Origin of the sequence: Methanobacterium sp. SMA-27 (assembly GCF_000744455.1) — an archaeon.
Lineage (GTDB): Archaea > Methanobacteriota > Methanobacteria > Methanobacteriales > Methanobacteriaceae > Methanobacterium_B.
Genome location: NZ_JQLY01000001.1, coordinates 550,643 through 565,676, shown reverse-complemented (window position 1 = coordinate 565,676; position 15,034 = coordinate 550,643). Strand labels below are relative to the sequence as shown.

Below are 15,034 nucleotides of genomic sequence, written 5' to 3'. Positions count from 1 at the left end.
ACTTGTTTTAACTTATTCTTGGACAAACTCTTGGATAAACTTTTTATAAAATTTTCTGGCTTCTTCATAACCCTGATTGTATCCTCGACAATGTCCATGTTGATAGAAATCTAGATATTCCTTTTCTATTAATTCCTCTAAACATTTTTTTCCGCCATCTACTACTCCATTATCATAAGAATTTTTTTCCTTTGGTTTAGATAACAGAAAATTAATGAAATATGAATTTATTATTTGCTGTTTTAATTCATTATCAGTCGTTTCAGAAAAAATTTCTGGCTTATATTGCATTTCTAGGCTATTAGATTTTAAAATGGTTCCAATTTGAGCTTTCATTAATTCATCAGAGTCACTTATAGAAACAACTTCCACAAAAGATTTATTACCTTTATAAGTTCGACTATTAGGTTTCGAACAATCATTAAATGTTCTATTAATGGTTATTCCAGGGAAAGGATCACCATCATCACCACCTGCACCTTTAGGTGGTTTATCACCTATTTTTGCTCTTTTAATAATCTCTTTTCTATTCTCTGCTAAATCATTCTTTCCGTTAGACTGTTTAAGGGTCATGAAAAAATGTTTTGGGTCAAAATTTGGATTCTGTTTTATACACGCTGTTTCATCAACATGCCAGATTAACAATCCATTGCTTGGTAAATATTCATCAAATCCTTTCTGCTGACGGTTTTCCAAAAGAAAATATTCATTTCCATCAGAACCTTCCACATTTACTTTATAGATGGTTTTATCATCAATAACAGCAGGTATATTTTGAAATTGAGGTATATTATCTAATAATTTAGGTTCAGTCCAACCTAAATGTAATTTACACCATGCACTGGGATGTGCAGGTGTCCTGCCTTCATTATTCCAGCAACCTACACCCATTAAACACCAGCTTCCAACTATTGGCCCATAATTGTCCAAATATAGATCTGGAAGTCCCAAAATATGTCCTATTTCATGACAAATACATCCAACATCATAAATTGGAAGTTCAGGAATTATCTACAAAGATTCCTTCTTGAACTTCCAATGGTTCAAGTAAATGATAATGATGTGGTCGAATGTAGTTTATATTAAGTTTTGTATCCTGTCCTATACCTGAATAAACTATAACAAGAATTTCAATCTTACCATTTTTAGCATAGGTACTAAAATCAATATTCCCACTATCTTTTGCCATCTCAATTGTTTCTATAACTAATTTTTGGGCTTTAGGATAATGAAAATTGGTCGGATCATCCAAATAATCGGCCCTATTATCATTTAAAGTGTACCATTTCTCATTTACATCACCATTTATATCTAGTTGATTCCAGGAAGCTTCTAAATAATAATTTCTTAAACTTTGCTTATTATCTTTATTAAAAAATAGATCATTAAATGCATTTGCTTCGTTTGAATGTTTTACATCTTTAAATTCAGCTAAAAGTACAATTGCATTTTTAGTGCCAATTACAGGGTCTATTCTCTGGCATGGTCCAACAGATTTAGGGGCATTTTTTAAAGATCCATAAAATGATTTAATTTCTTGTTTATATCCCATTAAATTTTGTAGATGTACTTCACCTCTACGTTGTAGGGCTTCGTAAGTTTCAAAATCTAATCCTCCTTTAGATTCTAGATCTTTTTTATCTGTGTTTTGTTCAAGTAGAGCTTCTGTTAATTCCATTTTTTCATAAATGGATGGATGAAGGTGTCTTTCCTTGCAATTTTTTTCCAAGCTTTTTAATATCAATCATTAAACCCCCCTTGGATAATATTTCTATCTGTTAAAATATTATATCTGGTTAATATTTAAGTCTTTTTTTAAATTTCTCCAAAAGAATATCTTTAAAAATCTCATCTTAAGAATCATACCAAAAAATTTATCAATAATAAGTTAATACATTATAGATCATAAAAATAGGGAGATTTCAAGGGAGGGGATATTATGGTAGAAAAGAGTACTATAAAAACATATGATGATGGAGTAAAAGACGGTAAAGCAGAGTGTAAAAAACAAATGAAAAATCCTGAATGCTTAGAAATGTATTCAGAAGGGTATAAATCCGGTTTTCAGGATGGTTATAACTCAGCAAGGGAAGAAATTAAGGAAATAATGCTTACCCAAATGCCTCCAGAAATTAAAAAGCAAATTGAAGAGGGTGCTCAACCTGCAGGATGGGGACCATGGTGGTAATTTTATAATTAAAAAATTTTTATTAAGAGGAAACATATTAGATTTCGCATTTTATTAACTTAATAATCTAAGTTATGACTTTTTGGGGGCATGAAGGTGAATAAAGAATGAGTCGTAATCTAAAATTTAATTTTGCGGCCAAAAAATATAAAATATTACTTATTCTTTTTTTAGTAATTCCAATATTATTTTTCTCATCTTTACATATTGCCTCAGCACAACCTAATAACAATAAAATTCTATTTGATGAATCTAGCTCTAATTGGGGAAAATTCAATAACATTCATAGCATAGGTACTTACGGATCATCGGGATTTGCTAACTTATTACAGAATTATGGTTATAGCACTACAGTATATAAAGATAAACCCATTACACCCGAATTACTTAAAGATTACGGCGTTCTAGTAATTATGGATCAAACTCGTAATTACACCGATGATGAAATTAACGCAATAAAAGACTTTGTTAACAACGGTGGTGGATTATTTATAATTGGTAGCACTTGGGGAAATACTGATGGAGATCAAAACTATTCATATAATAAAATAGCTAGAAGTTTTGGAGTATCATATGCCAATAACGAAATATTAGTTAATGATAAAGATTACGTTTTTTTCTCTCCCATGATAGAAATAAAAGATATAAGACCCAGTCCAATCACTAACAATGTTACAAATTTTATTTATATGATGGGAACTTACCTAAAAGACCCTGGGTCTTCTACTGTTGTAGCATATACAGATTCTTATACTTGGGCTGACAAGGGTCATCCTGCAGCCGATGGAACAACTACTAGTAATTATCAAAAAGATACAGATGAAACAAGTGGCCCATTTCCAGTAGTTTCCCAGATGCAATATGGAAACGGAAAAGTTGTTTTTATGGCAGCAGCTTATACATACATTAATGCAGTAATATATCGATCAGATGAATGGAAATTAGGATTAAACTCAGTAAACTGGTTAGCTAACAATCCTAACCCCACTACATATAAGCCTTCAGGATAATATCTTTTAATCTTATAGGAACTGAAATCATAGCAATGCTTATATTCAGTGCACTTGTATTTTCAGGATTACTCTATACGTCTAGAAGAGAAAAAAATAGGAAAATAAAACCCATAAAAACTATTAAAAATTGGAAATATAAAGGTTTAATAGGAATAAATGGATTTTTCGCAATTTTAGCAGCAGCAATATTTATACCTATTAATTTTTATCTCTATGACTTTAGTCAATATACAATATATGATCCCAACTTAGGATACACATTATTAATAACTGGAACATTTTTCCTTTTCTTTATGATAGTAATATTATTCAATCTCATTACCAGGCAGAGATTATTAGCAACTTATTCATACTTTAATATGGCCATAGCTCTTCTATTTATCGGTGCAACAGTAATTTTAGAAGATATATTTGGCTTTCCCACAATGCAAATATTTACTTTAGCCGGTCTAATTCTTCTAATTCCTCTTGCAACTAATTTATGGATCCGTAGAGGTTATGGTCAAGATCTAATTATTGAAGGTAAAGAATTTAATCGTCTAAAAAAAGTATCTTCCAACGCATTACCTTTTGAATTGCAGCCATTTTATACTGATGCTTCTTATATTGGAGAAGGTGGATTTGGAATAGTTTTTAAAGCTATCAATATGAAAGGTAATGAAGTGGCCATTAAGATACCAAAAAGTTTTGATAAAAGAGCTGAGAGGAGTTTTATTACTGAAGTTTCCAATTGGAGCCATTTAGATCATCCCCACATTGTGAAACTTAAGGGATATAAGATTCTTCCAATCCCATACATTGAAACTGAGTTTTGTGAGGGGGTACTTGAAAAGGGAATGAGAACTCTAGATGAAGCTGTTTCAATAATTTATGATATTGCTAAGGCTTTAGAATATTCTCATAATAAAAATATCATTCATGGAGATGTTAAATTATCTAATATACTCATAAAAAATGGAGTTTACAAAATTTCTGATTGGGGTTTAAGCAAGCTGAAAATTGAGGAATCAGTTACACTATCAGGGGCTACACCTTCATATTGTGCTCCAGAACAAATATCAATGGAATATGGTAAAGCAGATGAAAGAACTGATATATATCAATTGGGTAATGTATTTTATGAACTTTTAACAGGCAGATTACCATTTGAAGGAAATCTTTCACAGATTTACAGTTCCATATTAACAACTCAGCCAGTGAGTCCTGCAGAAATAAATTCAAATGCCAAACCAGTAAATGATATTGTTATGAAATGTTTAGCTAAGAATAAGGATCATAGATACTCTACTATGAGTGAATTGATTAAAGAATTAGAAAAATTTAGATCCCCAGATGAAACAATACGTTTTGAAAACCACTAGGAGGAACTATTAATTGGAAATAAGGCGAAATATGGGACTAATTCTTGGAATTAGCGGTGGACTAATTGTCTTTATTATCGCTCTAATTTTTATTATTTATAATAATTCTGATTTTGATCAACAATTAATAAATCAAGTTGATAGTGGAGTTCCTGCTGATAAATTGATTCCCCAAATTGATAAAGATACTGAAAAAATGAAATTAAATGCTCAAAGACGTTTAGAATCTCAGACGGTAGCTAAAAATATTAATAAGAGTGACTCTGCACCTTTTGTTCAAAGTTATAATGATGAAATGAGAATGATAGCCCAATATGATGATGCTCATAAAAAATTTGCAAATAGAGATATTAATAAAGAACAGTTTTTAAGTGAAATTCAAAAACCCAAAGACTTTTTGAAAATGTATTATGGCAATAATCCATAAATGGCTATTTAAATACTGAAATAATAAAAAAAAGAGCTTTTTTAGGAAAATATGTGATTTTTATGGAAATATTTACCGATGTTGGCGGAAGAACAGGTATTGATTGTGGTGGTTATTGTGAATTCTGTTTTTATAAAAATGTTAATTTTAATAATTTAGAACCAATAGGATGTATGAAATGTCCTCCAAACCAAATTGGCTGTAATTATTGCCAAAATTTTATTGATAGAGTATCCACAAAATTTAAACCTCTTTCTCAAGTCTTAGAAGATATAAGAATAAAATTTTATGAAAATATTACGGACTCATTTGATAAATATAATTTTAGGATTATTGTTGGTGGGGGAGCAGATATATTTAGTTATCCCTATTTGTATGAGCTTATTTCAATTTTAAAGCAATCTTCATTAATATTAAATTTAGGTTATACCAGTGGTAAACCTATTAAAGATGAATATTTGCCAAAGAAATTAATTTCTCTGGGAGTAGATGAAGTGGGCTTTTCAGTATTTTCTACCAATCTTGAGATAAGAAAAAGATGGATGAATGATCAAAATCCTGATGCGTCAATTAAGGGATTAAAAATGTTTTGTGAAAATATTGATCTTCATGCTTCAGCTGTAATAATTCCTGGAATTAATGATATGGATGAGATTTTTGAAACATGTATTGATCTGGAAAAATGGGGTGTAAAATCTTTAGCTTTGAGAAGATTCGCTAATTTTAAAAATCAAGGGTTGATATTAAACAATAATCCCGTAATAGAGGGTATAAACCCTCATTCCTATGAGGAATTCAAGGATATAGTTAAAAAAATAAATAATGAATTTTCTTTTAATGTGATAGGATATCCTTTCTATGACCCTGAAAATGATAGCCCTTTTACAATTTCAAAAAAAGATAATCTACATTATCTTAAAGATTTAAAGAGAATTGAATCGGAAGCCACCATCATAACAAGTAAATTAACAGAACCGTTTTTAAAGAAAATATTTGGAATAATTGACAAAGCTAATTTTGTTAATATAATTGGTGTGGATAAAGAAATCGCTGATTTAATCACTCATGAAGATTTAAATTCTATAAATCTCAATAAATTGAAAAGCAAAGTTATTATCCCTGGAGGAGCTTTTGTACATAATAATTATTCTAAAAAAATTTTAACTAAAGATGGTAAAAATAGATCAATTATAAGGGGTCCCTATGTACTTACTTATCCTTATTATGAGGGCGTACATCTTACTGATAAAGAGGAATTAATTAAATTTGAATTAAACTCATTTAATGCTTTAATTGATACAATTAATTCTTAAATTAAAAAAATGTTGAGTATAATAAAAAGTTTATATAAATGGGATTTTTTTTATGGAAATAAAAGCATACGTTGGGGGAACTCCGGGAAAAGATTGTGGCGGCTTCTGTAAATTCTGTTATTCAGGAAATTAGAAGAGTTAACATGTAGATATTGTCCTCCAAATCAAAAAGGTTGTAATTACTGCAATTAATTAAAAGATGTTATAAGTGATTTTAAACATCCTCAAAATGTTATTATGGATTTTAATAAAGAATTGTTATGGAATAATTTATTCGGAAAACTAAATTACTATGATCTTAAAATTAACCTATTTAGTGTTGGCGATATAACATTTTATCCCTATCTTGAAGAACTTATTGGAAAATTAAAAGAATATGGTCTTCCTATAATTCTAAACTACACCAGTGGCAAAGGTATAAAGAACTTCAAGATGATAGAAAATATCTTAAATTTGGGAGTAGATGAGATGAATGTTTCTATTTTCTCTAGTAATCCTGAACTTCGAAGAAAATGGATGGGTGATAAATCTCCAGAGATGTCTTTAAAGGCTTTTGAGATATTTTCACAAAATATTGATGTTAATGCATCATCTGTGGTTATTCCAGGTGTTACTGATCTTGAAGATCTATATAATACTGGAAACACTCTGGAAGAATGGGGTGTAAAAACATTTCATTTACTTAGATTTGGTAATTTCCAAAATCAGGGTAATATATTTAATAATAGACCTGTTATTGATGATATAATTCCACATTCGTTTGAAGAATTTCAAGAAATTGTCCAAGCTCTTCATAAAGAATTTAATTTTACTGTAATAGGAATACCTACATTTTATCCTGAAAATGATATTCCATATATTCTCTCCAATAGTAATTACAGTTCATATCTTAAATTTTTGCCTGAAATAACTTCAAAAGCAACCATAATAACTAGTAAATTATCAAAAAAATATCTTCAAAAAATTTTTAGTAATATCGATAAAAATGGTTTGGTCAATATAATTAGCGTTGATAAGGAATTAGGAGATTTAATAAGGCCTGAGGATTTTTCTACAGTTAACTTAGATGATTTGAAAAATAAAATTATAATTCCTGGTAATGCATTAATGCGTGATGATGAAGCAGGAAAATTATTAAGTAAGGATGGTAGATTAAAAAGAATTATTCGAGGACCTAATGCCTTAACTCCAATAAATGAAGAAAATACAATTATAAAAGAAAGAGCAGTTGATTTTGAATTAAATGCTTTTACTAATTTAATAAATTTAATAAATTCTTAAACAAATTTTAATTTTTAAATAAAAAAAAAATAAAATAAAAAGATGTAAATTTAATTTACATCATTGGGGGCATTCCGCCAGGCATTCCGCCCATTCCTTCCATTCCACCCATATCAGGTTCCCTTGGTGTAGTTGATGCTATTACATCATCAATCCTAAGGATCATTTCAGCTGCTTCAGCTGCTGACTGGATAGCTTGTTTTTTTACCCTGTGTGGTTCAATTACTCCAGCTTTGTACATGTCGCGTACTTCGCCTTTGAATACATCGAGCCCCATGTAAAGGGATTTTTCGTGTGCTGCTCTTAGGTCAACAAGTGAGTCTATGCTGTCGAGTCCTGCGTTTTCAGCAAGTGTTTTTGGTACAACTTCTAGTGCTTCTGCAAATGCAGCTACTGCTAATTGTTCCCTTCCACTTATGGTGTCTGCGTACTCTTTTAAGCCTCTGGCTATTGATATTTCTGCTGCTCCACCACCAGCTACTACTTTACCGTCTTCAATTGTTGCTGCAACTACTCCTATTGCATCGTCAACTGCTCTTTCGATTTCATCGACAACATGGTCTGTTGAACCTCTTACAAGTAAGGTTACAGATTTAGGATCTTTACATCCTTCAACAAAGATCATTTCTTCGCCAGATATTCTTTTCTCTGCAACAGATCCTGCATCTCCAAGATCATCAAAGCTCATGTCTTCAATATTTGAAACTACTTTTGCTCCAGTTGCTCTTGAGAGTTTTTCCATATCGGATTTTTTAACTCTACGGACAGCCATTATACCAGCTTTAGCTAGGTAGTGCTGTGCAAGATCATCTATACCTTTCTGACAGAAGAGAACGTTTGCACCTGCGTCTTCTATCTTGGTGATCATGTCCTTTATCATCTGCTCTTCTTGTTCGATAAAGGCCTGCATCTGAGCTGGGTCTGTGATTCTTATTTCAGCATCAACTTCTGTTTCTTTCACTTCAATAGCACTGTTTAAAAGAGCTATTTTAGCGTCTTCTACTTTTTTAGGCATTCCGGGATGTACTCTTTCTTTATCTATGATTACACCCTGAACTAGAGTTGATTCGTCGACAATTGCGCCGTCTTTTTTCTCTATTTTGATATGGTCAATATCAATTTCACCATTTTCTTCAACCTGTTTCACAGCAGCTACAATAAGCTCTGCTAAAGGTTCTCTGGCTTTTTCTGTTCCTTTGCCTGTCATTGCTGTCATTGCAACTTTCAAAAGAGTGTCCCTGTCGTCTGCATCTATTGATATGACGTTGAGGATTTCCTGTGCTTTTTCAGCTGCTTGTCTGTATCCCATTGCAATGATTGTTGGGTGTATATCCTGGTCGAGCAGTCCTTCTGCTTTTTTCAGTAATTCGCCTGCAATAATAACTGCTGTGGTTGTTCCATCCCCTACTTCATCTTCCTGGGTTTTTGCAACTTCTACTAACATTTTTGCTGCTGGGTGTTCAATATCCATCTCTTTGAGTATGGTTACACCATCATTAGTCACAACAATATCTCCTAATGAATCAACAAGCATCTTATCCATTCCCTTAGGACCTAGGGTTGTTCTAACTGTTTCTGCAAGTACTTTACCTGCCATTATGTTCATTCTTTGAGCATCTCTTCCTAAAAACCTGTTGGTACCTTCAGGTAAAATTAAAACTTGTTGGCCTTGGCCGCCTAATTGTGCCACAGTATCACCTCTTTTTTATATGTAATTCATTAGTGGGTTAGAGGTTCTATAAATAGTTTTTGATCGTGTTTTATTAAACTGTTTTCAATGATTTCCTCTAAATTATTTGGTAAGTACAAAATAAATAATATTAATGAATTAAATCAGGTGTTTAACTAATTTTTTTATTAAATCCTAGTTAATTAGAACTAATCATTTCTATCCAATTTCTTCCATAAGTTTATTTTACCATTATTTCTTGATTGGAAATATCCCTTTCTTTCAAGATTTCTTAGAGCGTGTTCAAAATTCTCATTTGAAAGTTCACTGAAACCCATTGTTTTCAGTTGTAAATAGAGATTTTCTGATGAATCTTCTTTGTAAGGTAATAACTCATAGATCTGGGATTGAAATGAAGTAAGATCCTTTTTAGGCCGGGATATAATAGCATCAAAATAAACTTTAATCTTTTCTAACTCAATAATTTCTTCTTCTTTACCATTAATAATTGTTTTTAATCTGGCTATTTCTTCGTCTCTTCCCCTTATCTTATTCTGCAGTTCATCTTTAACTGCTTTTATATGAATGCTCTCAGTATCTGTTGATTTGGAAGATTCCTTCTGGCATTTTTTAAGTTCTATCTTCAACTTGCTGATCTCTAATAGGCATGCTTTTACAAGTTGCCTCAATTGTTCCCTCTCTGTGTCCTTTAACAACGGCATTCTTATCACTACAATTATCTATGTACTAACCTGTTTTTAAGCTTTAAGATATCATCTTCAAAATGGAGGACTATTATGCTAATTCCAATACCAAGTAACGCACCAGCAATAACATCGCTAGGATAGTGAACACCAAGATATACTCTTGAAAATGATACTACAATTGCAAGTAAAAGAAACAATAAAATGTACCCATACTTTCTGCCAAGGATTACACATGCTATGAATACTTGTGTTGCATGGCCTGATGGAAATGAAGGACTATTAAGGGCTGCTAATTGGTGCACACCTGTTAAAACCTGATATGGTCTTGGTCTCATGAAAATATATTTTAAAGCTTCTGAAAGAATATAACCCATAACAATAGCTATTAAAAGAATTAATGCCACATTTCTACCTTTATCTCCACCAAAGATTGCAAGTATTGCACATACGCCCAACCAGAATAAATAAAGTCCTGCATTTGTAATTAATGGCATTATAAAATTGAAATATGAATTCTGGAGATTTGAATTGATAAAGTAAAATATAATCAAATCAACATTGCTAGCCGCACCAATTAAATCCAACATTTTGTCTTATCCTTCAACTTCTTAAAAATAAAAAAAGTAATTAGTTTACATTATCTCATTTATCAATTCCGCGTTAAGAATAGACGCTCCCGCAGCGCCTCTAATGGTGTTATGACCCACTAATATGTACTTTAAACCTTTGTCAAAAACATCGTCTTTACGAATCCTTCCTACAGATACAGCCATCCCATTACCTTCCATTCTATCCATACGTGGCTGTGGCCTGTTTTCTTCTTCCCGAATAACTACAGGATTCTTTGGAGCGGAATGAAGATTTAATTTTTGTGGCAGACCCTTGAAGTCTGAAAATGATTGTCTTACATCAACAACTTCAAAGTCGTCTTGCATTTCTATGAAAACCGCTTCTGTATGCCCATCAAGAACTGCAACTCTATGACAAGATGTACTTACACCAAAGTTCGCATCTGTAACTGATTCCCCATCAAAGTCTCCTAAGAGATGGAGTGTTTCTGTTTCCATTTTCTCTTCTTCTTCACCTATGAATGGTACAAGATTATCAACTATGGCCATGGATGGTACTCCATTGTAACCTGCTCCTGAGACTGCTTGCATGGTGGATACATATACTCTTTTTATATTGAACTGGTCATAAAGTGGTTTTAATGTCATTACCAGGGCAATGGTAGAGCAATTTGGATTTGTGACTATAAATCCATCCCATCTTCTTTTTTTTTGCTGAATTTCTATGAGATCCAAATGTTCAGGGTTTACTTCTGGAACTACTAATGGCACATCTGGTTCCATTCGCATTGCACTTGCATTGGATGCAACTTTCATGCCTGCCTTTGCAAATTTAGGTTCAGCCACTGCTGCATTTTCTGAGGGTAAGGCTGAAAATACTATTTCAACATCTTTTACTTGCTGGGGGTCTGTTTCAACCACTGTAATATCTTTTATTGATTCTGGTATTTTACTTTCAAGATTCCATGTTACTGCATCTTCGTATCTTTTTCCAGCAGATCTTGTGGAAGCTGTTAGTGCAGTTACCTCAAAATCAGGATGATTTGCCAACAATTCAATGAATCGTTGCCCAACCATTCCAGTTGCTCCTAGTATTCCTACATTTACCATTTTAACCACCTTTAATTATATTATTAACCTTTCAATAATTTATTTCAATCCCAAAACATCGCCCATATCGGATATGTTACCTTTATCGGTATTTATAACATATCTAATTCCTTTTATTACGCCATTTACAAATGCTTGTCTGCTGTTGGCTCTGTGAATTATTTCAAGACGTTCACCCTCACCTGCAAAGAGAACCATATGATCCCCAACAATATCGCCCCCTCTTACAGCGTGAACTCCTATTTCTTCAGCTGTTCTTTCACCAACAATACCTTTTCGCCCATAAACACCTACTTCATCCATATTGCGGTTGAGTTCTGTTGCAATGATCTCCGCAGCTTTAACTGCTGTGCCGGATGGTGCATCCTTCTTGTGTCTATGATGGGCTTCAATAATTTCCACATCGTAGTCTCCTAGAATATTTGCAAGATCTTTTAAGACCTTGAAAAATACATTTACTCCTACAGCCATGTTAGGAGCTATAACTGCGCTTACTTGGGATTTTTTAATTGAGTCTAATATTTCGGACATTTGTTCGTCTGAAAATCCCGTTGTTCCTACTACAAGGTTCACACCACATTCAGAAGAAGTTTTTATGGTATCCACTGCAGCATTGGCTATGGTAAAGTCAACCAATACATCTGGTTTTTTACTTTTAAGGACGCCTTGAAGTTTTTCTGCCCCGTTAACTTCAACACCTATTTCTCCTATTCCAATTACTTCTCCAACATCTTTACCTTCTAGAGGAGTGTTGGGAACTTCTATTGCTGCCACAACATCCATGTCTTCCTGTTCAAGTATCGTTTTTATTATCTTTGAACCCATTCTTCCGCATGCACCTGTCACAGCCACATTTATCATTTTATTCATCTCCTAATGATTGAAACAATAAAAAAATTGATATTCCAATTGGAATCCCATTTTATAAGCTTAAAAATTAGTTTTATGAGTTTAAGAGGGATAAATCTAAAAAAGTTGAGTTTAGTTAGATTTAAATCCTTAAACTAAATCTAGGTCCTTTAAGACCTGTTTTAACTTTGAAATACTTTCGTCCATCATTGGAGCGAGTGGCATTCTAACATGTCCTGAGGGCCGTCCCATCATATTTAAGGATTCTTTTGCAGGTACAGGATTTGATTCTATGAAAAGAACCTTCATTAAGTCATAAAGTTCATAATGGAGTTTTCCAGCTTTTTCAAAGTCTCCTTTGAGCGCTGCGTTAACCATTTGACTCATTCTTAATGGATCAACATTTGCAACAACGCTAATAACACCCATTGCACCTTGTGAGATCATTGGTAGTGTGAGGTCGTCGTTTCCAGATAGAACCATGAAGTTTTCTATGTTTTGATCTTGAATCCCTTTTATTATTGCTGAAACCTTGTCCAGATTAGGGTTTGCCTCTTTTATGGCTACGATTTTATCTAGTTTGGCAACATTTATAATGGTTTCAACATCTATGTCTGTGCCTGTTCTTGAAGGTACATTATAAACTATTATAGGGATATTTGTTGATTCTTCGAGCATTTTATAATGTTCATAAAGTCCATGTTGCTGAGGTTTGTTGTAGTATGGTGTTATTACCAGGGCAGCATCTGCACCTGCATTTTCAGCGTACTGAACAAGTCCTAGGGCTTCCTTTGATGAGTTACTTCCAGCACCGGCAATGGTATTTACCTTTCCATTAACCTCGTCAATTAGGATGTCGATCATTTTTCTTTGTTCGTCGTGGGTTATTGTGGCAGATTCACCGGTTGTACCTGCGGCCAATAATCCATCAACTCCTCTATCAATTAGATAGTTTATGTTTTCACGCATTCCTGCCTCATCAACCCCATCTTCTTTAGTAAATGGGGTTATCATGGCAACTGTTGTACCTTTCAAATTCATTCTAAGACGCTCCTTACAAGTTCATAAGCTCTTTTACCATCATTCCATTCTACAAAAATTACTACAGAAGTTTGACTTGAAGAGATTTCAACGATATTTATCTTATTTTTACGTAAAGGTTCAGTTATCCTTGTAATTATTCCAGGAGTATCTATAAAGTCCTGACTCGCTACTGTTATCATTGCTATGTCTGTTCCAACCGATAATGAACTTAGATCATTGCATTGTACCACTACATCGTGTAGTATTTCATGTGCTTTGTCAACTAATGATTTGTCAATGAATAGGGTTACAGAGTTTTGACCCGTTGATATACCATAGATATTAATTTTGTTCTCTGCGAGTGCATCGGTGAGTGCTGAAAGTACTCCAATTTTGGTTAGTATCTCTTCTCCAACTACTGCTATAACAGATATAGGTTCCACATTTAGTGCTGTGGTTTTCAACATGTGGTTACCTGCTGGCCCTATGATTTCGGTTCCAATTGCAGATAGATCGCCGTGTTCAAATCCTATAATCTTGGCGTTTATGAGCGGATCCTTGTATCTTAAAGCATGGGGATGTAAAACCTTTGCACCATGTGTTGCAAGGTCTCTCATCTCTTCAACTGATATTTTATCCAGTTTTTTTGCAGACTGGAGTTTGTTTGGATCCGTTGACATTACACCGCCAACATCTGTTACAATAACAACCTCTTCTGCCTTGAGACAATGTCCAAGTAAAAAGGCAGTAATATCACTTCCACCGCGTCCTAGGGTGGTTAATGTACCATCCTCATCTTTACCAAGGAAACCGCACAGAACAGGAATTATACCCTGATCTAGTATCTTTATAAGTTCCTTTGTTTTAGCTTCTGTTATTTCAAAGTTAATATTAGCATTTAAATAATTGCTATCGGTAATAATAGGCCAGTTATCCATATAAGGATCCAAGTATTCGGATTTAACACCAAGAGACTCTATTGTTGATGAGAATACTCTCACACTTGTAATTTCACCCATTGAAACTATGTCTGCAAGTTGTTTCTCTGTAATGGATTCTCCAATTGCATCGTCAACTGTCTTAAGAATCTCATCTGTTGTTTTGTTTATTGCTGATACAACAACAACTACCTTTTTTCCCTTCATATATTCTTTAACAACAGATTCTGCAGCTTTTTTTATTCTATCTCCATTACCTATAGAAGTTCCACCGAATTTGGCCACTATTATTTCCATTAAAATACACACCTTTAAATTCAACCCTAATTATTGTGAGAATTAAGAATTTTTGGAAAAAAAATAAGAAATTCTTGTTTAAGGTTGCTTAAGACTTTGCTTAAGATTGATTCCTTACTAATCTTGTTACATATCCAGCTATTTTATTTCTTAAATGTTTGGTGCTGACTGTAGTGAATTCTTCAACTAATTTTTTGTTCTCATCAAAATCTGTTGTGAATTTACCCTCGTAAGTTTCAATTAATTCTTTGGATGTTCTTTTAACAAATGATGTTCTAATATTTCCCAT

The 15,034-nt window shown here is 33.0% G+C and carries 16 protein-coding genes; 6 read left to right on the top strand and 10 right to left on the bottom strand.

Annotated elements, in window-relative coordinates; all coding sequences use genetic code 11:
* Positions 1–12: 12 nt before the first annotated feature.
* Complete coding sequence (locus DL91_RS12630; RefSeq protein ID WP_369792064.1) at positions 13–975, bottom strand: immune inhibitor A domain-containing protein; 963 nt, start codon at positions 973–975, stop codon at positions 13–15.
* Between the two features lie 25 nt (positions 976–1,000).
* On the bottom strand, positions 1,001–1,744 hold the full coding sequence (locus DL91_RS02910; protein ID WP_048190185.1) for an immune inhibitor A domain-containing protein: 744 nt from the start codon (positions 1,742–1,744) through the stop codon (positions 1,001–1,003).
* 195 nt (positions 1,745–1,939) lie between these two features.
* On the opposite strand from DL91_RS02910, the gene DL91_RS02905 reads away from it, so the two are divergent.
* The 6 genes from DL91_RS02905 to DL91_RS02880 all read left to right on the top strand — a co-directional run bounded on the left by DL91_RS02905 (position 1,940) and on the right by DL91_RS02880 (position 7,583).
* A complete protein-coding gene (locus tag DL91_RS02905; protein WP_048190184.1) occupies positions 1,940–2,188 on the top strand; it encodes a hypothetical protein in 249 nt (82 codons plus the stop codon).
* Between the two features lie 107 nt (positions 2,189–2,295).
* Positions 2,296–3,198 carry a DUF4350 domain-containing protein gene (locus tag DL91_RS02900; RefSeq protein WP_048190183.1) on the top strand — a complete coding sequence of 301 codons (903 nt, stop codon included), beginning with the start codon at positions 2,296–2,298 and terminating at the stop codon, positions 3,196–3,198.
* Between the two features lie 35 nt (positions 3,199–3,233).
* On the top strand, positions 3,234–4,562 hold the full coding sequence (locus DL91_RS12625; protein WP_052374038.1) for a serine/threonine-protein kinase: 1,329 nt from the start codon (positions 3,234–3,236) through the stop codon (positions 4,560–4,562).
* A gap of 13 nt (positions 4,563–4,575) precedes the next feature.
* Positions 4,576–4,989 carry a hypothetical protein gene (locus DL91_RS02890; protein ID WP_048190182.1) on the top strand — a complete coding sequence of 138 codons (414 nt, stop codon included), beginning with the start codon at positions 4,576–4,578 and terminating at the stop codon, positions 4,987–4,989.
* A gap of 62 nt (positions 4,990–5,051) precedes the next feature.
* On the top strand, positions 5,052–6,302 hold the full coding sequence (mmp10, locus tag DL91_RS02885; protein ID WP_048190181.1) for a methyl coenzyme M reductase-arginine methyltransferase Mmp10: 1,251 nt from the start codon (positions 5,052–5,054) through the stop codon (positions 6,300–6,302).
* A gap of 237 nt (positions 6,303–6,539) precedes the next feature.
* Positions 6,540–7,583, top strand: coding sequence for a radical SAM protein (locus DL91_RS02880; protein ID WP_081882574.1), 1,044 nt, complete (start codon positions 6,540–6,542; stop codon positions 7,581–7,583).
* A gap of 55 nt (positions 7,584–7,638) precedes the next feature.
* Here the strand turns inward: DL91_RS02880 and thsA are convergent, their stop codons facing one another.
* From thsA to DL91_RS02840, 8 genes are all read right to left on the bottom strand, one after another.
* The gene (gene thsA / locus DL91_RS02875; protein WP_048190180.1) at positions 7,639–9,273 is read right to left on the bottom strand and encodes a thermosome subunit alpha; all 1,635 of its coding nucleotides are present in this window, start codon (positions 9,271–9,273) and stop codon (positions 7,639–7,641) included.
* A 188-nt stretch (positions 9,274–9,461) separates the two neighbouring features.
* Positions 9,462–9,974, bottom strand: coding sequence for a hypothetical protein (locus DL91_RS02870; protein WP_048190179.1), 513 nt, complete (start codon positions 9,972–9,974; stop codon positions 9,462–9,464).
* Between the two features lie 14 nt (positions 9,975–9,988).
* Entirely contained in the window at positions 9,989–10,546 is a 558-nt protein-coding gene (locus DL91_RS02865) for a phosphatase PAP2 family protein (protein WP_048190178.1), read from the bottom strand.
* A 45-nt stretch (positions 10,547–10,591) separates the two neighbouring features.
* A complete protein-coding gene (gene asd, locus DL91_RS02860) occupies positions 10,592–11,638 on the bottom strand; it encodes an aspartate-semialdehyde dehydrogenase (protein WP_048190177.1) in 1,047 nt (348 codons plus the stop codon).
* A gap of 39 nt (positions 11,639–11,677) precedes the next feature.
* Positions 11,678–12,499, bottom strand: a complete 822-nt coding sequence (gene dapB / locus DL91_RS02855; protein WP_048190176.1) for a 4-hydroxy-tetrahydrodipicolinate reductase — start codon at positions 12,497–12,499, stop codon at positions 11,678–11,680.
* A gap of 138 nt (positions 12,500–12,637) precedes the next feature.
* Positions 12,638–13,528, bottom strand: coding sequence for a 4-hydroxy-tetrahydrodipicolinate synthase (dapA, locus tag DL91_RS02850; RefSeq protein ID WP_048190175.1), 891 nt, complete (start codon positions 13,526–13,528; stop codon positions 12,638–12,640).
* Entirely contained in the window at positions 13,525–14,745 is a 1,221-nt protein-coding gene (locus DL91_RS02845) for an aspartate kinase (protein ID WP_048190174.1), read from the bottom strand. Before DL91_RS02845 ends, dapA begins: the two co-directional genes overlap by 4 nt.
* Before the next feature lie 100 nt (positions 14,746–14,845).
* Positions 14,846–15,034, bottom strand: a complete 189-nt coding sequence (locus DL91_RS02840; protein WP_048190173.1) for a 30S ribosomal protein S17e — start codon at positions 15,032–15,034, stop codon at positions 14,846–14,848.

Excerpts from the sequence above, each read along its gene's own strand:
- DL91_RS02905 (WP_048190184.1), top strand. The coding sequence starts at position 1,940 with ATGGTAGAAAAGAGTACTATAAAAACATATGATGATGGAGTAAAAGAC.
- DL91_RS02900 (WP_048190183.1), top strand. The coding sequence starts at position 2,296 with ATGAGTCGTAATCTAAAATTTAATTTTGCGGCCAAAAAATATAAAATA.
- DL91_RS12625 (WP_052374038.1), top strand. The coding sequence starts at position 3,234 with ATGCTTATATTCAGTGCACTTGTATTTTCAGGATTACTCTATACGTCT.
- mmp10 (WP_048190181.1), top strand. The coding sequence starts at position 5,052 with ATGGAAATATTTACCGATGTTGGCGGAAGAACAGGTATTGATTGTGGT.
- DL91_RS02880 (WP_081882574.1), top strand. The coding sequence starts at position 6,540 with ATGGATTTTAATAAAGAATTGTTATGGAATAATTTATTCGGAAAACTA.
- DL91_RS02870 (WP_048190179.1), bottom strand. The coding sequence starts at position 9,974 with ATGCCGTTGTTAAAGGACACAGAGAGGGAACAATTGAGGCAACTTGTA.
- DL91_RS02865 (WP_048190178.1), bottom strand. The coding sequence starts at position 10,546 with ATGTTGGATTTAATTGGTGCGGCTAGCAATGTTGATTTGATTATATTT.
- asd (WP_048190177.1), bottom strand. The coding sequence starts at position 11,638 with ATGGTAAATGTAGGAATACTAGGAGCAACTGGAATGGTTGGGCAACGA.
- dapB (WP_048190176.1), bottom strand. The coding sequence starts at position 12,499 with ATGATAAATGTGGCTGTGACAGGTGCATGCGGAAGAATGGGTTCAAAG.
- dapA (WP_048190175.1), bottom strand. The coding sequence starts at position 13,528 with ATGAATTTGAAAGGTACAACAGTTGCCATGATAACCCCATTTACTAAA.
- DL91_RS02845 (WP_048190174.1), bottom strand. The coding sequence starts at position 14,745 with ATGGAAATAATAGTGGCCAAATTCGGTGGAACTTCTATAGGTAATGGA.
- DL91_RS02840 (WP_048190173.1), bottom strand. The coding sequence starts at position 15,034 with ATGGGAAATATTAGAACATCATTTGTTAAAAGAACATCCAAAGAATTA.